At 42.6% G+C, this 18,606-nt stretch carries 15 protein-coding genes; 4 read left to right on the forward strand and 11 right to left on the reverse strand.

Annotated elements, in window-relative coordinates; translation table 11 throughout:
• Positions 1-26: 26 nt before the first annotated feature.
• The gene (hydF, locus tag INE92_RS12175) at positions 27-1,217 is read left to right on the forward strand and encodes a [FeFe] hydrogenase H-cluster maturation GTPase HydF (RefSeq protein WP_117810338.1); all 1,191 of its coding nucleotides are present in this window, start codon (positions 27-29) and stop codon (positions 1,215-1,217) included.
• 141 nt (positions 1,218-1,358) lie between these two features.
• Here the strand turns inward: hydF and hisS are convergent, their stop codons facing one another.
• The 8 genes from hisS to INE92_RS12215 form a co-directional block, all read right to left on the reverse strand.
• Positions 1,359-2,723 (reverse strand): histidine--tRNA ligase, encoded by a 1,365-nt coding sequence (gene hisS, locus INE92_RS12180; protein ID WP_004314016.1) that lies wholly within the window; start codon positions 2,721-2,723, stop codon positions 1,359-1,361.
• Between the two features lie 240 nt (positions 2,724-2,963).
• A complete protein-coding gene (locus tag INE92_RS12185; protein WP_004301089.1) occupies positions 2,964-3,644 on the reverse strand; it encodes a zinc metallopeptidase in 681 nt (226 codons plus the stop codon).
• 120 nt (positions 3,645-3,764) lie between these two features.
• On the reverse strand, positions 3,765-5,063 hold the full coding sequence (locus INE92_RS12190; protein WP_151936703.1) for an alpha-L-fucosidase: 1,299 nt from the start codon (positions 5,061-5,063) through the stop codon (positions 3,765-3,767).
• Positions 5,064-5,172: 109 nt separating this feature from the next.
• Positions 5,173-6,444 carry an adenylosuccinate synthase gene (locus tag INE92_RS12195; protein WP_004301093.1) on the reverse strand — a complete coding sequence of 424 codons (1,272 nt, stop codon included), beginning with the start codon at positions 6,442-6,444 and terminating at the stop codon, positions 5,173-5,175.
• Positions 6,441-6,929, reverse strand: a complete 489-nt coding sequence (locus INE92_RS12200; RefSeq protein WP_008025868.1) for a Fur family transcriptional regulator — start codon at positions 6,927-6,929, stop codon at positions 6,441-6,443. The genes INE92_RS12195 and INE92_RS12200 overlap by 4 nt, the downstream gene beginning before the upstream one ends.
• Before the next feature lie 256 nt (positions 6,930-7,185).
• Positions 7,186-7,851, reverse strand: coding sequence for a DNA alkylation repair protein (locus INE92_RS12205; RefSeq protein ID WP_004314019.1), 666 nt, complete (start codon positions 7,849-7,851; stop codon positions 7,186-7,188).
• A gap of 6 nt (positions 7,852-7,857) precedes the next feature.
• Positions 7,858-9,906 carry a dipeptidyl-peptidase 3 family protein gene (locus INE92_RS12210; RefSeq protein ID WP_074705300.1) on the reverse strand — a complete coding sequence of 683 codons (2,049 nt, stop codon included), beginning with the start codon at positions 9,904-9,906 and terminating at the stop codon, positions 7,858-7,860.
• Positions 9,907-10,001: 95 nt separating this feature from the next.
• Positions 10,002-10,466 carry a helix-turn-helix domain-containing protein gene (locus INE92_RS12215; protein ID WP_004301101.1) on the reverse strand — a complete coding sequence of 155 codons (465 nt, stop codon included), beginning with the start codon at positions 10,464-10,466 and terminating at the stop codon, positions 10,002-10,004.
• A gap of 270 nt (positions 10,467-10,736) precedes the next feature.
• Between INE92_RS12215 and recQ the strand changes: the two genes are divergently transcribed.
• Positions 10,737-12,545 (forward strand): DNA helicase RecQ, encoded by a 1,809-nt coding sequence (gene recQ / locus INE92_RS12220; RefSeq protein WP_008025863.1) that lies wholly within the window; start codon positions 10,737-10,739, stop codon positions 12,543-12,545.
• A 206-nt stretch (positions 12,546-12,751) separates the two neighbouring features.
• On the opposite strand, the gene INE92_RS12225 is transcribed toward recQ, so the two are convergent.
• Positions 12,752-13,570, reverse strand: a complete 819-nt coding sequence (locus tag INE92_RS12225; protein ID WP_009039275.1) for a tetratricopeptide repeat protein — start codon at positions 13,568-13,570, stop codon at positions 12,752-12,754.
• A 27-nt stretch (positions 13,571-13,597) separates the two neighbouring features.
• A complete protein-coding gene (gene cysK / locus INE92_RS12230; RefSeq protein WP_009039274.1) occupies positions 13,598-14,548 on the reverse strand; it encodes a cysteine synthase A in 951 nt (316 codons plus the stop codon).
• A gap of 131 nt (positions 14,549-14,679) precedes the next feature.
• On the opposite strand from cysK, the gene INE92_RS12235 reads away from it, so the two are divergent.
• Entirely contained in the window at positions 14,680-16,515 is a 1,836-nt protein-coding gene (locus INE92_RS12235; RefSeq protein ID WP_195436372.1) for an LTA synthase family protein, read from the forward strand.
• 95 nt (positions 16,516-16,610) lie between these two features.
• Positions 16,611-17,300 (forward strand): phosphatase PAP2 family protein, encoded by a 690-nt coding sequence (locus INE92_RS12240; RefSeq protein WP_009039272.1) that lies wholly within the window; start codon positions 16,611-16,613, stop codon positions 17,298-17,300.
• Positions 17,301-17,519: 219 nt separating this feature from the next.
• Here the strand turns inward: INE92_RS12240 and leuB are convergent, their stop codons facing one another.
• Entirely contained in the window at positions 17,520-18,581 is a 1,062-nt protein-coding gene (gene leuB, locus INE92_RS12245) for a 3-isopropylmalate dehydrogenase (RefSeq protein ID WP_004311790.1), read from the reverse strand.
• Between the last annotated feature and the right edge of the window lie 25 nt (positions 18,582-18,606).

Genomic DNA, 18,606 nt, shown 5'->3' on the forward strand with positions numbered 1-18,606 from the left:
ATTAACAAGTTGAAAAATTATCAATTATGAGCTTAACAGATACTCCAAATGCTAACAGACTTCATATCACCCTTTTCGGTAGACGGAACAGTGGTAAGTCTTCTCTTATCAATGCGTTGACAGGACAGGACATCGCGCTCGTTTCAAATACTCCCGGAACGACTACCGACCTTGTGTCTAAAGCAATGGAGATTCAAGGTATTGGTCCTTGTCTTTTTATAGATACTCCGGGATTCGATGACGAAGGAGAGCTTGGAGAACTGCGTATCAGCCGGACTTTAAAGGCTATTGAGAAAACGGATATTGCATTGTTATTATGTGAAGACACTACCTTTTTTCATGAAAAAGAGATACTGGCACTATTGAAAGAGAAGAATATCCCTGTCATTCCGGTATTGAATAAAATAGATATACGAGAGAATAGCGATCATTTAGCTACATATATCGAGGAACAATGTAAAATACACCCCTTGCTTATCAGTGCCAAAGAAAAGATAGGAATCGAACTGATCCGGCAAGCTATTCTTGAAAAATTACCTTCGGACTTCGGTCAACAAAATATTACCGGGAAACTTGTTACAGAAAATGACCTTGTACTTTTAGTAATGCCACAGGATATCCAAGCTCCCAAAGGTAGACTGATCTTACCGCAAGTGCAGACTATCCGTGAATTGCTGGATAAAAAATGCCTCGTAATGACTTGCACCACTGATAAGTTTTCTGCAACCCTACAAGCCCTTGCCCGTCCTCCGAAGTTAATCATCACCGATTCACAAGTTTTCAAAGCGATTTATGAACAGAAACCGGCGGAAAGTGAGCTGACTTCTTTCTCGGTGCTTTTCGCAGGATATAAAGGTGATATTCACTATTATGTAGAAAGTGCAGCTGTCATTGAAAGACTGACGGAATCGTCACGTGTACTGATAGCGGAAGCTTGTACGCACGCTCCCCTTTCAGAAGATATAGGAAGAGTGAAACTTCCTCGTTTGTTACGGAAACGGATTGGAGAGAATCTGCAAATTGATATGGTAGCAGGAACCGACCTTCCACAAGATCTGACTCCTTACTCTTTAGTTATCCATTGCGGAGCATGTATGTTTAACCGTAAATACGTACTTAGTCGCATCGAACGTGCGCGGGAGCAGCACATTCCTATGACGAACTATGGAGTAGCAATTGCTTTCCTCAATGGAATACTAGATCAAATAAAATACTAAAAAGAAATCTTCTCTTTTTTATTTTGAAGCGCCCCCCAAAAAGTCCTTTATCTAACTTTTGGGGGGCACTTCATTTTTATGTTAAGACGAACTCTTTATATTAACTAATTATGATGACATACTTAGTTCTAATATCTCCGCTTATTTCTTCACAATAGCAATCAGTTCGTCTGCTGAAACAAGGTTCTGTTCTCCAGTCTCCATATTCTTCAACATCACTTTGCCTTCGTTCATTTCATTCTCACCGACAATAGCTACAAACGGAATATTCTTCGCATTGGCATAACTCATTTGTTTCTTCATCTTGGCTGCATCCGGGAAGATCTCGGCACGAATATTGGCAGCACGTACCTTAGCCAGAATTCCCATTGAGTATGCAGCTTCCTTTTCACCGAAGTTGATAAACAGAAGTTCTGTTCCGTTTACAGCTTCTTTCGGGTAAAGTTCGAGCTGGTTCAGGACATCAAAGATACGGTCTGCACCAAAAGAGATACCCACTCCGGACACTCCTGCCATACCGAATACTCCGGTCAGATTATCATAACGGCCACCACCAGTGATACTGCCAATCTGTACATCCAGTGCTTTCACTTCAAAGATAGCTCCTGTATAATAGTTCAGTCCACGAGCTAAAGTAAGATCAAGCTCTATTTCATTCTTCAAGCCCATTGTTTCCAATGTATTCAGAATAAATTCACTCTCTTCCACTCCCTTCAGCCCTACTTCACTGGCTGATAACACATTCTTCAGTGTTGCCAATTTCTCTGCATTCGTACCACTAAGAAGAATGATCGGTTGCAACTTGGCAATAGCCTCATCACTGATTCCCTTCTCTTTCAGTTCGGCATTTACATTATCCAGACCAATTTTATCCAGTTTGTCAATTGCCACGGTAATATCTACAATCTTATCCGATTCGCCTATAATTTCAGCAATACCGGAAAGAATCTTGCGGTTGTTAATCTTAATACATACACGAATATTGAAACGACTAAAAACGGTATCGACAATCTGCATCAATTCCACTTCGTTCAATAACGAATCGCTTCCTACAACATCGGCATCACATTGATAAAATTCGCGATAACGTCCTTTCTGCGGGCGGTCGGCACGCCATACCGGTTGAATCTGATAGCGTTTGAACGGGAAAGTGATCTCATCACGATGCATCACTACATAACGGGCAAAAGGCACTGTCAAGTCGTAACGCAAACCTTTCTCACAGAATTTGCTTGCCAGTTTGGCAGCATTACGGCTTAACAATTCTTCGTCAGTAATCCCGGAGAAGTAATCTCCAGAGTTCTGAATCTTAAAGAGTAGTTTATCTCCCTCATCGCCGTACTTTCCCATCAATGTAGAAAGCATCTCCATCGAAGGAGTCTCTATCTGCTGGAATCCATACAAATGATATACGTCACGAATCGTATTGAATATATAATTACGCTTCGCCATTTCTACCGGCGAAAAGTCACGAGTTCCTTTAGGAATACTTGGTTTTGCTGCCATAATATTACTGTTTATAATTTTAATTGCGCAAATTTACTGCAAATTTCCGAGCAATACTTACATATATTTGAAAAAATCACCCGTATTGTGTCCATCCCCTATCAATATCGTAAAGAAACACTCAAGTAAGACCCTAAACAATACAAAAAATCCTCCATAGTCTTCGGAAAGACTGCGGAGAATCTTTTTATATTCTATGGAGAGAAGTTAATAAACGTACTTTTCTCCCTTTTTCATTTCTTAGTCTCTTCTACCCATGAAGATCATGATGTAGTATACCAATGTAGCCAGTGAGCCTAATGCAGCAACTACATACGTATAAGCAGCAGAACGAAGAGCATCTTCAGCCTGTGCATGATTGTACGAATTAGTAATGCCGGATGAACTCAACCAGACCAACGCACGTTTACTTGCATTGATTTCCACCGGCAGCGTGATAAAGCTGAACAATGTAGTCATAGCAAACAGGATAATACCTGCCAGCAATAACTGCGGGAAAGAGTTTATCAACAAGATACCACCCAACAATACCCACGTCATAATGGAAGAGGCAAAGTTTACCACCGGAACCAGCGCACTACGCATTTTCAACGGAGCATACATGCGTGCATGTTGTACAGCGTGTCCACATTCATGGGCTGCTACGGCAGCTGCCATTATACTGTTACTTTCATACACCCCTTCACTCAAATTCACCGTTTTGTTAGTAGGATTGTAGTGGTCGGTCAACCGTCCCGGCGTATGTGTAACCTGTACGTCATAAATTCCATTGTCATGCAACATTTTTAAAGCAACGTCGCGTCCTGTCATTCCATTTCCTGTAGGAATCTTAGAGTACTTCTTGAATTTGTTTTGCAAATTCATCTGTACCAACCAACTTACAACAGCGATTCCTATAAATAATACCCAATAAGACATCATATACTTTTCAATTTTAATTATTACTCTATATCTTTATAAACAAATTGTTTGCCAAAAATAAGGGGAAACGTTCAATGTCAGAATAGTTTCCCCTTGCTTTTATGAAGAATTAGCTAAAAATTAGTCAATTGTCAGTTCTACCACATAGTCAATATCTTTCGGAACCTCGGCGAATTCGAGCAAAACACCGGCTTTCGTCTTTATGAAACGAACCGGAGACTGATCTTTAAACAAGACTGCTTTCTTAACCTTCTTGCCTGTCAATGGCAGGAACAAAGCTGCATCTTTCAGGTCGAGGATATGTACATAGAGTTTATTTCCTTTTTGTGTGGTCACTCCCCAATCATGCGGAGCAACTATGCCGCTTCGTGTTCCATAGATCGTTTCGCCATATTGTTTCATCCACTCTCCCATCTCTGCCAAGCGTTGCACAGCTACCGCAGGAAGTTCCCCATCAGGTTGAGGGCCGATATTCATCAAAAGATTGGCATTCTTACCGGCTGCCTTCACCAGATAGTGAATCAATGTCTTTGTAGATTTATAATTCTGGTCGGTAATCTTATATCCCCACATACCATTCATTGTTTCGCAAGTTTCCAACGGCAGGCGACTCACCTCCTGTCCAGAAAGTCCCGAAGCATTCTCACCCGGCAGATCGCGTTCGAAAATCTGAATATCTTCTCCATCAAAAGGCGTCTGATGATGATTGTTACCCACCAGGCAGTCCGGTTGGAGTTTGTGAATCAAAGCATACTGCTCCGGTAATTCCCAGTTAAAAGTTTTGGGCTGATCCCACCATCCGTCAAACCAAATAGCCCCTATCGGACCGTAATTCGTCAGCAATTCTGTCAACTGGTTATTCATGAATTGATAATAACTTTTCCAATCTCCTTTCGAGTTCAAGCGACCTGTGCCCTGTCCTGTACGTCCCCAAGGATAGTCCTCACGCGCCCAGTCAAGATGTGAATAATAAAAATGGAGCTTGATGCCCTGCTTGGCACAGGCTGCTGCCAATTCTTTCACAATATCTCTTTTAAAAGGAGTAGCTTTGACTACGTTATAATCCGAATACTTAGTGTCAAACATAGAAAAACCTTCGTGATGACGGGTAGTGAAACAGATATATTTCGCTCCTGAAGCTTTAATAGCTGCCACCCATTTGTCCGCATCAAACTTGGAAGGATAAAATCCGCCTGCCAGTTTGGCATACTCTTTATAATTCAGATTATTGTTTGTCATAGTCCACTCACCGGTAGCGAGCATAGCGTATAGCCCCCAATGAAGAAAAATACCAAACTTATTGTCCTGAAATTCCTGCCGTGCTTTCAAATTCTCTTCGGTAGGCTGATAGGAAGATTGCGCAAATACTCCCAAGTTCATTACGAACAACAAAAGGAAAGCTATAAAACGTGTTTTCATAAGGCATACATTATTTTTGTGTGTTTAGGATAGACTATACAAAGGATTGAACAAGAAAGGCGGAGTTTTTCTTCAATCTCCGCCTTTCCTCCATATAATAAATCAATTGTTATTCTTCAGTATAACGTTCGATGGTCTGTGCTCTGTCCGGTCCTACAGATACAATCTTGATTTCTACACCAAGCTGTTCTTCCAGGAAAGTCAGGTAAGCATTGAATTCTTCCGGGAATTCATCTTCGCTCTGCATCTTGGTCATATCTGTCTGCCAGCCCGGAAGCTCTGCATATACAGGTTCTACGCCTTCTGTGATGTCATACGGGAAGTAGTCGATCTCTTCACCGTTCACTTTGTAAGCAACGCACGCTTTGATTGTTTCGAAAGTATCGAGTACATCGCTCTTCATCATAATCAATTTGGTAACTCCGTTTATCATAACGGAATACTTCAACGCTACCAGGTCAATCCATCCGCAACGACGTTTACGACCGGTTACAGAACCGAATTCATGTCCCAACGTACACATCTTGTCGCCTGTTTCGTCAAACAGTTCTGATGGGAACGGACCTGCTCCTACACGAGTACAGTATGCCTTGAAGATACCATATACTTCACCGATACGGTTAGGTGCCACTCCAAGTCCGGTGCAGGCTCCCGCACATACGGTATTGGAAGAAGTCACAAACGGATATGAACCGAAATCAATATCAAGCATAGTACCCTGCGCTCCTTCACAAAGCACGCTCTTACCATCCTTCAACAGGTTATTCACTTCATGTTCGCTATCTACGAAATGGAATTGTTTCAGGTATTCGATACCTTCCAACCATGCTTTTTCCAGTTCAGTAAGATCGTATTCATAATTCAAGCTCTTCAGAATTTGTTCGTGACGAGCTTTTGCGGCAGCATACTTCTGATCGAAATTATGAAGAATATCACCTACACGAACACCGTTACGGCTCACTTTATCCGTGTAAGTAGGGCCGATACCCTTACCGGTAGTTCCTACTTTAGCATCACCTTTGGCTGCTTCGTATGCAGCATCCAGAATACGGTGTGTCGGAAGAATAAGATGAGCTTTCTTTGAAATGTGCAAACGTTCTTTCAGCGGATGACCCGATGCTTCAAGTGCTTCTGCCTCTGCTTTAAACAATGCCGGATCAAGTACCACACCGTTACCGATGATGTTTACCTTGTTTCCTTGAAAAATACCGGAAGGAATAGAGCGAAGCACATATTTCTGTCCTTCAAACTCAAGCGTGTGACCGGCATTCGGGCCGCCCTGAAAACGAGCAACCACATCATACTTAGGTGTTAAAACGTCGACTACTTTTCCTTTACCTTCGTCGCCCCATTGTAATCCTAATAGAACATCTACTTTCATTTTTCTTTTTTATTGTTGTTATTTACTTTTTTCCGTTTGTTAGCTCTGTCGCACTTACTACATACTCCATATATATATAAGGAGTAATGCGAAAGCTGGAAGCGGCTCAATTTCGTATTTTCAATGGCTTGCTGCAGTTCCTCGTTCTGAAACTCGGTCACTTTACCACATTGAGTACATATCTGATGATGATGTGTCTCGCGATTATATGATTTTTCGTATTGGGAGGAAGTACCGAACTGATGCTTAATGACCAGCCGTGCATTGATAAGAAGAATAATGGTGTTGTAGAGAGTCGCCCGGCTCACCCGGAAATTCTCCTGGTCCATCATCCGTGAATAAAGCATGTCAATATCGAAATGACCGTCGATAGAATAAATAGTATCGAGTATGGCGTAGCGTTCAGGAGTCTTTCGATGCCCGTTCGCCGTGAGATATTCCGTGAATATCTGCCTTACTGTATCTTTCACGTTTTGAGTTTCCATCATCAGCCAAAATTAGCGCGAACAAAGTTAAGCCTTTTTTGCGGAAAGCAAATGATAAAGAGAAGTTTTTTTAGTTCATCACAGAGTTAGACAGTTTTTTTATAAATTAAATGGAGACTATCATTCGTTTTGTAGATTGGCTTATATAATAAACGAATAACAAGACGGTTTATTTTTTAGACGCGTCATCCGTGTTATCCGCGTCTAAAAAATTAAACCGTTATTTAATAAAAGGACTTACTCCATGAAAATAAGATTAGTCTACAGCAAGCTCCTCTTTCACCATATTGTAGAGCATTTGCTCTCCTTCCAAGGTAGAATCTGCCATACCTTCCACCAGGCGGCATACTTGAAAAGCATGTTCCTCGCTATGCTGCATATATTTGCGGATAACCAGCAAAGCTGCGTTACGAATATGATAGCTGTCGGAATGTACCGCACAAATCGCCTGGTCGAGCAATTCGCCGGAGGCACGTTCGGTCATATCCCCTTTCTTCATCAGAAGACGGGCGGCAGTCAGGAAACCACAAGTCTGCACGTACTCCTGTTCGTCGGCAATCCAGTGAAAAGATTTGGCCGGAGCATACGGTAAATGCTGGAAGAGATTCATACAAGTCAGTTCTGCTATTTCGATATTCCGGATGTTTTCCACCCAAATATCGGCTATCTCGGGATAAAACGTTTCGATCGGCTGAAGCATTCCCGCCAGAATCTTACACTCACGAATTTCCTCTTTCCATAAAGCCTGCGCCAGGTCATGATTCTTTTCGTAACCTTCGGCAATCATCTTGATACGAGGCAGTTCCACTCCGAAATTGAGTTTATAAACCAGCCCTTTCTCGCGCATACTTTGGGACACAGCCCCGTTCATAGAGAGACGGAGCTGTGTCTTGATATCTTTCAATTGTTCTTTAATATCCATTTCAGATCAGTTGTTTATGGAAGGCAGCGGAGAATAATCAGTGCTGTAACGCAACATTTGTTCTACATAACCTTCATCATAAGAAACTGTGACATCCGTAACGTTTCCGTTTTCATCTGTCACCAGTTCGTATTTCGGATTCACAAAACCTTTATAAGGAGCCAGATTCAACTTCTTATAACGTTCCAGAACTTCTGCATGTAAAGCCGGATCTACTTTTACGGCATAGTTTTCTACCAATGAACGGGCACCTTCAAAGTCGCCTGTCGATTTGATTCGCTGGATTTCAGCCAACAATTCGCCGAAAAGCTCGCGTACTTTCTGATAGTCATTGATAACCACATAAGTCTTTCCGTCTTTCTTCACCAATTCCACCACTTTATCGGCAGCCCCCTTCTCAAATACCCAACGGGCTATCAACTGGCGGTTACGCATGTGAGCTTCTTCCACAGTATTTCCCGGTTCGATACGTACCAATTGCGTCATCAGACCGTTCATCAGATAAGTATAATATTGAGCTTTATAAGCATCGGGAGAAGAGAGAAGTCCCAGTTCCACCAGCTTAGGGTCAGCCACATAATACAATCCGAACAAATCGGCACGCGCCTCTTCGATGGTAGAGCCGTATGCTTTCAAAGCATCAGGATCTACCCCCGGAAGTAACTTACCGGAACCGTGTCCTAAACATTCGTGCAAGTCCGTATGCAGCTCATCCGTTAAATCAGAATACGCATCGATCAGTTGTATTTCCGCATCGCTATAAACAAATTCTTCGTTGAATCCGTTTCCGTGAGCGGCTTTATTATAAGCATCTGTTATATTTCCGATTGTCACCGATTTAGAGCCGTGGTGAGCACGAATCCAGTTTGCATTCGGCAGATTGATACCGATAGCCGTTGCCGGGTAAAGATCACCTGCAAGGATAGCGGCAGTAATCACTTTAGCCGATACCCCTTTTACCTTTTCTTTCTTGAAAGATTTATCTACCGGAGAATGATCTTCAAACCACTGCGCATTGCTACTGATTATCTCTGTGCGGTGCGTTGATTCCAAATCTTTGAAATTCACCAAAGACTCCCAGCTCGCTTTCATACCCAACGGGTCACCGTAACTTTCAGTAAATCCATTCACAAAGTCGATTCGTGAATCAAGGTCTTTCACCCAAAGAATGGCATATTCATCGAAATCTTTCAGATTGCCTGTTTCATAGAATTGAATCAGTTTGGTGATGACGGCCTTTTGTGCCTCATTCTCTGCTACACCTTCCGCTTTCTTCAGCCAATAAACAATCTTCTCTATTGCCTGTGTATAGAGTCCGCCTACTTTCCAAACTTTCTCCTCCAACTTTCCGTTTTCTTTGACCAGCCGACTGTTCAGCCCGTAAGAAACCGGTGTTTCGTCTTTCGGGTCTTTCAGGGCGCTATAAAAACTCTCTGCCTCTTTCTGCGTCACTCCGTCATAATAGTTACAAGCAGAAGTCAACACAAGATCTTCGCCATCTGCCTGGTTTACCCGTTTCGGCATAACAGTCGGATCGAAAATCACCGGAAACAGTTCGGCACAAAGTTGTTCGGCAGTCTGTCCTTTCGCCAACGGCAGCAACTTGGCATCTATACCGAGTACAGCCTGTTTCAAGAACTCCTGCGAGAAGTTGGGCACGAATTTCTCCGTACCATAGTGGTGATGAATACCATTGGAGAACCATACCCTTTTCAGATACACCTCCATATTTTTAAAATCAGGCGTTGTTTTATCTCCCTGATAGTTTGTATATACTGCTTCGAGCATCCGACGGATTCTCAAATTATATTTTCCATTCTGGTCAAACAGAATATCCCTTCCTTCCAGAGCAGCCTCTGTCAGGTAATAAATCAGTTCCTTCTGTTTCAGCGTCAGTTCCTCAAATCCGGGAACTTTATAACGCAATATCTGTAAATCAGCAAATTGTTCCACTGTATAATCAAATTTGTCTGCTTCAGCAGTTGTTGTTTTACTTCCTCCGCACGATGTTAAAAGCGTAGCGGCCACTGTCATTAAAATCAGATGTTTTTTCATAATGCTAGCATTGATTAATTAAAATGAGAAAAGGAATTATCTCCAAAATCTTTCATTTAGAGGTAATTCCTTTTGACTAATTTCGGAACGCGCAATTATTTCTTATTTTCGAGATGTTTTTTGCGATATCCATTAGGAGTCTCACCTACGTTTTTGTAAAATGCAGCGTAAAAAGATTGACGATTTGCAAAGCCAACCATGGCACTAATTTCTTCCACATTTTTGTCGGCATAACGTTTGTCAGTCAATAAATGCAAAGCATCTTTTACTCTGTATTCATTCAACAGGCAAGAATAGTTCATGCCAAAGCGTGAGTTTACTACTGCAGAAAGGTAACGAGTATTCGTCTTCAATTCTTTCGCCAAGTCCTTAGCTGAATAGTCAGGATCCTTGTACTTCTTCTGTACAACGATGATATTCAGGATCTTGTCATACAACTCGTCTGCCAATTCCGGTCTAATCAAAGACCTGTATGCAGCCTTCTTTTCTTTCTTTTCCCTCAAATTGTAGGGACGTTTTTTCGGAGTTTCTTCCGTTTTTTTGTTCTCTAAATCGCTCATTGAATTAACTGGTTAGGGTTTGTTCATTTGTTAATAATTGCTCATTTGCAACGTAACATGTTACAAATGTCTTACTTTTTTTTTAAACACACAATTATTTTGTGCATTTTTTTTCTAAATAAACAATCAAAAACCTTGAAAAAGAAGGAATGAGTCCGAATAATAAGAAACTTTAACTTATTTATAATTCATATCAGAAACAGAAATCTACACATGATGAAAAATTGCCAAAGAAAAATGTACCTTTGCAGCATGGATAAATCAGCATCAATGAGAGAGACTTTAAAGACATATTTCGGGTACGATAATTTCCGTCCTCTGCAAGAAGAAATCATCCGACACATCCTGAACAAACAGGATGCATTGGTATTAATGCCCACTGGTGGGGGGAAATCAATCTGTTACCAACTTCCCGCACTGCTTTGCGAAGGTACTGCCGTTGTCGTTTCTCCCCTCATCTCATTGATGAAAGATCAGGTAGAAGCATTGCTGGCAAACGGCATCGCTGCCGGAGCGCTGAACAGCAGTAATGACGAAACAGAAAACGCTAATCTGCGCCGCGCATGCATTGAAGGTCGCCTGAAGCTGCTTTACATTTCACCGGAAAAACTTTTAGCTGAAAAGGACTATTTGTTGCGGGATATGAACATCTCTCTGTTTGCTATTGATGAAGCTCATTGTATTTCGCAATGGGGACATGATTTCCGTCCGGAATACACACAAATGGGAGTGCTCCACCAACAATTTCCGCAAATACCAATTGTCGCACTAACTGCCACCGCGGATAAAATCACGCGTGAAGACATCGTACGGCAATTGCATCTGAACCATCCGCGTACCTTCATTTCCTCGTTCGACCGTCCCAACATCAGCCTGACTGTGAAACGTGGATTTCAAGCGAAGGAAAAGAACAAGGCTATCTTAGAATTTATCCACCGCCACGGGGAAGAAAGCGGGATTATTTACTGCATGAGTCGAAGTAAGACGGAAACCGTCGCACAGATGTTACAAAAGCAGGGTATCCGTTGCGGGGTTTATCACGCGGGGTTATCCACTCAACACCGGGACGAAACACAGAATGATTTTATTAACGACCGCATACAGGTGGTATGTGCCACCATTGCTTTTGGAATGGGGATTGATAAATCAAATGTCCGCTGGGTGATACATTATAACCTGCCTAAAAGTATAGAAAGCTTTTATCAGGAAATAGGACGTGCCGGACGTGATGGGTTACCCAGCAATACTGTCCTGTTTTATTCATTAGGCGACTTAATATTACTAACTAAATTCGCTTCGGAAAGTAATCAGCAAAATATCAATCTGGAAAAGCTCCAACGTATGCAGCAATACGCAGAGGCCGACATTTGCCGACGAAGAATCTTATTAAGCTACTTCGGAGAAACAACAACAGAGGATTGCGGCAACTGCGATGTTTGTAAAAATCCCCCTCAACGATTCGACGGTACAGTCATCGTGCAAAAAGCATTAAGTGCCATCGCACGTACGGAACAGCAAATCAGCACAGGAGTGTTGATTGATATTCTTCGTGGAAACTATTCTGCGGAAGTAACCGGAAAAGGGTATCAGGAACTTAAAACGTTCGGTGCCGGACGCGACATTCCTCCTCGTGACTGGCAAGACTATCTGCTTCAAATGCTGCAACTCGGCTACTTTGAAATAGCTTATAATGAGAATAATCATCTCAAAATAACGTCAAGCGGAAGTGATGTTCTCTTCGGAAGGACACAAGCGGCATTGGTAGTTATCCAGCATGAGGAAGCAGTTACCCGAAAAGGAAAAAAGAAAAAAGTGGTTATCGCCAAAGAACTCCCCTTCGGCGCGGCAGGCGGCGAAAGCCAAGATTTGTTCGAAGCATTGCGAGGATTAAGAAAACAACTTGCCGATCAGGAAGCTTTGCCCGCCTATATCGTCTTGTCAGACAAAGTGTTGCATCTGCTTTGCATCTCACGTCCCACCACCATCGAAGAGTTTGGAGAAATCAGTGGTATCGGCGAACACAAGAAAAAGAAATATGGAAAGGATTTCGTAAATCTGATTAGACAGTTCGTAGAATAAAAGAAATTCTTGAATAGTATATATTAACGAGTCACCTGACTAATGATTATTCGTTCCACTAAGGTTATCTTTCCGTTCCACAGTTGTTTCCCTTTAGTTCCACATAGGTAGAACTAAAGGGAAACAACTGTGGAACGAACTAATGCCTATAGCAAAAGGCGCTCACTTATGTAAACCGGAAAGATATAGTTGGCTTATTAATAACTTCACTTGCATTGCCGCAATTGCTCGTGCAAATCAGCCGGAGGCACTCCCAATGAAATAGCTTTTTCAAAGTCAGCTTTTGCCAGTCCTTTCTTCTTCTGTGCCAGGTAGATATTTCCACGCAACAGATAAGCATCAGCCGAGGCAGCATCCAACCGGATGGCTTCCTCCAAATCGACCAATGCCAAATCTTCATGTTTCATCTCACGTTCCACATCGGCACGGGCAATATAGAGCGTCGCATCTTCAGGAGTGGCCGCAAGCATCTTATTCAATATCTCAAGAGCTTCCCGGAATTTTCCTTCTTTCTGCTCCAAAGTAGCCAGTCCCAGCCGTCCGCTATAGCTCTGCGGATCGAGTTCCAATAAACGATTATAATCTATTCTCGCAGCCGGATAATCGCGGCGGAGCACATAAATATAAGCACGCATCAACAGAGCTTCTTTGTTCTGTTTGTCCTCGTCCAACACCTGGCAATAATCCGTATAAGCACGGTCTGTTTTTCCCATTTCCATATAAATGGCGGCACGGTCGAGCAAAATAGGGACTGCCAAAGGAGCAAAGTTCAGTGCAAAAGAATAAGATTCCAATGCCTTATCAAACTCGCCCAAACGGCGCTGAACCAATCCCAAGTTAGAAAAGAGCAGTGCATTCTTTGCGTTTTTCGGTTCCAACTTCAAAGCCTGAAGCAAAAGTTCCTCTGCCTGGGGAAGACTGTCTTTTTCGATACACTCAATGGCTCTCTCGGACAATTGCTGATAGGTTTGCGCAAAGGTAACAGCCGGAAAACAAAAAAGCAAAACTATAATTATTCTTACCATGGTTCAGGTCTTTTTATAGTGAATGAATTAATCCAATGGATATGCGTCAAAAGCAAACAGTTCGGTCGACAAATAACGCTCTCCCGTATCAGGTAACAACGCTACTATTTTTTTGTTCTTAAATTCCGGGCGTTGTGACAGTTGACGGGCGGCATACACAGCTGCTCCCGAAGAAATACCCGCCAACAGACCTTCTGTTGCCGCTAACTCACGTCCTGCACGAATCGCGTCATCATCTGGCACGCCTATTACTTCATCCACCACCGAAGCATCATAAAGCTTCGGGATAAAATTCGCTCCAATACCTTGAATACGATGCGAAGCCGCCTCTCCGCCTGCCAACACAGGAGATGATGCCGGTTCCACAGCAACAATATAAATATTCGGATTATGTTTCTTCAAAGCACGGGCTACCCCGCAGACTGTTCCTCCGGTACCAACTCCGGCTACAAAAACGGCCACTTCACCATCTGTATCCCTCCAAATTTCTTCACCCGTTGCCCGTTCATGAACAGCAGCATTGGCCGGATTCTCAAATTGTTGCAAAATCACCGAACCGGGGATACTATCACGCAACTCCTGCGCTTTGGCAATGGAAGCTGCCATCCCTCCCAGCCCATCTGTCAATACAATCTGCGCACCCAACGCTTTCAACAGATTCCGCCGTTCCAGACTCATCGTTTCGGGCATGGTCAATATTAGGTGATACCCTTTAATAGTAGCCACCATTGCCAACCCTACACCTGTATTTCCGCTTGTCGGCTCAATAATCGTTGCACCGGGTTTCAATGCTCCACGAGCTTCCGCATCTTCAATCATCGAAAGAGCGACTCTGTCTTTTACACTTCCCGCCGGATTAAAAGCCTCCAGTTTGGCAATAATATTTTGTTCCAGACCATACTTTCCACTATAACCGGAAAGTTCCATCAAAGGGGTATTCCCCACTAAATCTGTTAGTTTCTTTGCAATCTTTGCCATCTTATTACTTCATTTTTGTCACAGACACGACAAAGATATGGAAAAAAAGGTATGTTTTACATCACATCATGAGAAAGATAAGGAAAAGTATAGTAACTTTGTATCCGTTCAATCTTTTTAAGTTTACATATATGAAAAAGAGAATTATACAATTTCTCACGACCTATTTTTTATTTGTTCTTTTATTCGTTCTTCAGAAACCAATCTTCATGGTTTACTACCATGACTTATATACTAATGCATCTTTGGGTGACTATTTCCGCGTCATGTGGCACGGATTACCACTGGATTTATCTCTTGCAGGCTATCTGACCGCTATCCCCGGCATCCTGCTCATTGCTTCCGCCTGGACAAATTCATCCATACTCCGCCGCATCCGGCAAGGATATTTCGGAGTAATAGCCTTTGTCATGGCCTGCATTTTTATCATCGACTTGGGATTGTACGGATTTTGGGGATTCCGTCTGGACGCCACTCCTATTTTCTATTTCTTCTCTTCTCCCAAAGATGCCATGGCAAGTGTCAGTTTTTGGTTTGTTCTACTTGGAATTCTGGCTATATTGATCTATGCAGCAATTCTATACTGTATTTTCTATTGTGTCCTTATCCGGGAGAAAAAGCCTCTGAAAATACCTTATCGACGCCAGAATGTCTCGCTTGCACTGCTTTTGCTGACAGCGGCACTCTTCATCCCTATCCGGGGCGGATTCAGCGTATCCACCATGAATTTAAGCAAGGTGTATTTCAGTCAGGACCAACGCATGAATCATGCAGCCATTAATCCGGCATTCAGCTTCATGTATTCTGCCACCCATCAGAATAATTTCGATAAGCAGTATCGTTTCATGGATCCGAAAATAGCCGACGAATTATTTGCAGAAATGGTAGACAAACCCGTCGCAGCAACGGACAGCATCCCCCAATTATTGAATACACAACGCCCGAACATTATTTTCATTATCCTTGAGAGTTTCTCCACACACTTGATGGAAACTTTCGGAGGACAACCCAATGTGGCTGTCAACATGGATAAATTCGCAAAAGAAGGTGTATTATTCAGCAACTTCTACGGCAGCAGTTTCCGCACAGACCGCGGACTGGCATCTATCATCAGCGGATATCCCGGACAGCCGAGTACCAGCATCATGAAATATCCCGAAAAGACAGACAAACTTCCTTCCATCCCCCGCAGCTTGAAAAATGCAGGATACAGCCTCGAATATTACTATGGAGGAGATGCCGATTTCACCAATATGCGCTCTTACCTGGTATCTTCCGGTATCGAGAAGATTATTTCCGATAAAGATTTCCCTCTGTCCGAACGTACCGGAAAATGGGGAGCACAAGATCACGTTTTGTTCCAACGCCTGATGAAAGACCTGAAAGAAGAAAAACAAGAAGAGCCATTCCTGAAACTGGTTCAGACATCAAGCAGCCACGAACCATTCGAAGTTCCGTTCCACAGGCTGGATGATAAAGTCCTCAACTCCTTTGCGTATGCCGACAGTTGTGTGGGAGATTTCGTGAAACAGTATCAGGAAACACCGTTATGGAAAAACACACTGTTTGTACTCGTTCCCGATCATCAGGGTGCATACCCATACCCGATAGAAAATCCGCTGGACGGACAAACCATTCCGCTGATTTTAATCGGAGGTGCAATTAAACAACCTCTCGTAATAGATACCTATGCTTCGCAAATTGACATTGCCGCCACTTTGCTCGCTCAATTAGGATTGCCGCACGATGAATTTACTTTCAGCAAGAATATCCTGAATCCGGGTTCTCCTCATTTCGCATACTTTACCCGGCCGGATTATTTCGGAATGATTACTGCCGACAACCAATTGGTGTATAATCTTGACGCCAATACCGTACAACTGGACGAAGGCACCGCCAAAGGAGCTAATCTGGAAAAAGGAAAAGCGTTCTTACAGAAGCTCTACGATGATCTTGCCAAACGCTAATTATTAAGAAATATGGAATATTTATAAGGTAATATAGGACATTTACTATTCTTTATTGTATATTTGCGACGTTAAAAATAGATCAATAAAGCCGGATGATACATAGCGAAATCGTGCAATTCCTTTCGGAGATAGATACAAATATCTTCTTATCTTTCAATGGTATACACTCCCCTTTCTGGGATTATTTCATGAGTTCCTTCACGGGTAAAATAATCTGGGTTCCCATGTATGCCACCATATTATACATATTATTAAGAAATTTCCACTGGAAAGTAGTCGTATGTTATGTGGCAGCTATCGCGCTCACGATAACCTTTGCCGACCAAATGTGCAGCAGTATCATCCGCCCGGTAGTGGCACGCCTGCGTCCCGCCAATCCGGACAACCCTATTGTGGATATGGTATATATCGTAAACGGGTATCGTGGAGGAAGTTATGGTTTCCCATCGTGCCATGCGGCCAATTCATTGGGTCTTGCCATGTTTGTAGTATTTCTGTTCCGTAAACGTTGGCTAAGTATTTTCATCGTAACTTGGGCAATTCTTAACTGCTATACACGTATATACTTGGGTGTACATTATCCCGGTGATTTACTCGTAGGAGGTATTATCGGAGGATTCGGCGGTTGGCTATTCTGTACTATCGCTCACAAAATAGCCATTTATTTGGAACCTTCCACCCGTACGAAGAGAAAAGATATAAAACAATGGCCAGTCACTATTTATGTAGGATTGCTGACAATGCTCGGTATCATTATATATTCCATAATTAAAAGCTGGTAAGGTTCACCACAGATTACACAGATTCACACAGATTTCAAATGATAAAAAAGATATTCCATAAAAAGAATGAAGAGTAAGTGGAGTTATCAAACAAAATCTGAATATTAAAAATCACCCACGTTATAGATAGCTATAACGTGGGTGAAATTATTTATAAAGGGCTGTTATACAGCTCCATCAGCAATCTGTGTGAATCGGTGTAATCTGTGGTGTAGAATATCAAGCTTTCTTGATATAATCAACAATCCACTGTCCTACTTCTTTCGTTCCGTATTTAGCACCGTCAGCCACCTGAATTTCCGGTGTACGTACATTCTCATCCAAAGAAGCGTCTACTGCTTTACGAATCAGCGCACCCTCTTCTTTGCAATCGAAATACTCAAACAACATAGCTACGGAAAGAATTTGTGCCAACGGATTAGCAATATTCAATCCTTTAGCCTGCGGCCATGAACCGTGAATCGGTTCAAACACCGGAGTACTCTCGCCTGTGGAAGCAGAAGGAAGCAAGCCCATAGAACCACTGATTACAGAACCTTCGTCAGTCAGAATATCACCGAAGGTGTTTTCCGTTACCATCACATCGAAGAAAGCAGGTTCCTGAATCATTTTCATTGCAGCATTGTCCACAAACATATAATCTGTTGTCACTTCCGGATAGTTCGGAGCCATTTCCTGTGCAATCTGACGCCATAGACGGGAAGAAGCCAACACGTTTGCCTTATCTACCACCGTCAGATGTTTTCTGCGCTTCATCGCATATTCAAAAGCCACTTTCAAGATACGTTCGATTTCCGGGCGAGTATAATAGTTGGTATCATACGCTTTGTCATTATCCTGATACTTTTCACCGAAATACATACCTCCGGTCAACTCACGGATACAGATAAAATCTGCGTTCTCTACCAGTTCCGCACGCAACGGAGATTTGTGAATCAGGCATTTGAATGTCTGCACCGGACGGATATTAGCGAAAAGTCCCAATTTCTTACGCATCGCCAACAAACCTTGTTCCGGACGTACTTTAGCAGTAGGGTCGTTATCAAATTTCGGATCGCCTACGGCAGAGAATAAAACAGCATCCGCATCTTTACAAACCTGATAGGTTGCTTCCGGAAACGGATCGCCTACTTTATCAATCGCATCAGCTCCACAGATTGCATATTCGTAACTTACTTTGTGGCCAAACTTCTCGCAAACGGCACTCATCACATCTACACCTTGCACAGAGATCTCCGGTCCGATGCCGTCGCCTGCTAATACAGCAATTTTAAAATCCATAATCGTTTATTCTTCTATTTATATA

It is taken from the genome of Bacteroides xylanisolvens (genome assembly GCF_018289135.1).
Taxonomy (GTDB): Bacteria; Bacteroidota; Bacteroidia; order Bacteroidales; family Bacteroidaceae; genus Bacteroides; species Bacteroides xylanisolvens.

Bases quoted from the DNA above. Each gene is read 5' to 3' on its own strand.
- hydF (WP_117810338.1), top strand. From the start codon at position 27: ATGAGCTTAACAGATACTCCAAATGCTAACAGACTTCATATCACCCTT.
- hisS (WP_004314016.1), bottom strand. From the start codon at position 2,723: ATGGCAGCAAAACCAAGTATTCCTAAAGGAACTCGTGACTTTTCGCCG.
- INE92_RS12185 (WP_004301089.1), bottom strand. From the start codon at position 3,644: ATGATGTCTTATTGGGTATTATTTATAGGAATCGCTGTTGTAAGTTGG.
- INE92_RS12190 (WP_151936703.1), bottom strand. From the start codon at position 5,063: ATGAAAACACGTTTTATAGCTTTCCTTTTGTTGTTCGTAATGAACTTG.
- INE92_RS12195 (WP_004301093.1), bottom strand. From the start codon at position 6,444: ATGAAAGTAGATGTTCTATTAGGATTACAATGGGGCGACGAAGGTAAA.
- INE92_RS12200 (WP_008025868.1), bottom strand. From the start codon at position 6,929: ATGGAAACTCAAAACGTGAAAGATACAGTAAGGCAGATATTCACGGAA.
- INE92_RS12205 (WP_004314019.1), bottom strand. From the start codon at position 7,851: ATGGATATTAAAGAACAATTGAAAGATATCAAGACACAGCTCCGTCTC.
- INE92_RS12210 (WP_074705300.1), bottom strand. From the start codon at position 9,906: ATGAAAAAACATCTGATTTTAATGACAGTGGCCGCTACGCTTTTAACA.
- INE92_RS12215 (WP_004301101.1), bottom strand. From the start codon at position 10,466: ATGAGCGATTTAGAGAACAAAAAAACGGAAGAAACTCCGAAAAAACGT.
- recQ (WP_008025863.1), top strand. From the start codon at position 10,737: ATGAGAGAGACTTTAAAGACATATTTCGGGTACGATAATTTCCGTCCT.
- INE92_RS12225 (WP_009039275.1), bottom strand. From the start codon at position 13,570: ATGGTAAGAATAATTATAGTTTTGCTTTTTTGTTTTCCGGCTGTTACC.
- cysK (WP_009039274.1), bottom strand. From the start codon at position 14,548: ATGGCAAAGATTGCAAAGAAACTAACAGATTTAGTGGGGAATACCCCT.
- INE92_RS12235 (WP_195436372.1), top strand. From the start codon at position 14,680: ATGAAAAAGAGAATTATACAATTTCTCACGACCTATTTTTTATTTGTT.
- INE92_RS12240 (WP_009039272.1), top strand. From the start codon at position 16,611: ATGATACATAGCGAAATCGTGCAATTCCTTTCGGAGATAGATACAAAT.
- leuB (WP_004311790.1), bottom strand. From the start codon at position 18,581: ATGGATTTTAAAATTGCTGTATTAGCAGGCGACGGCATCGGACCGGAG.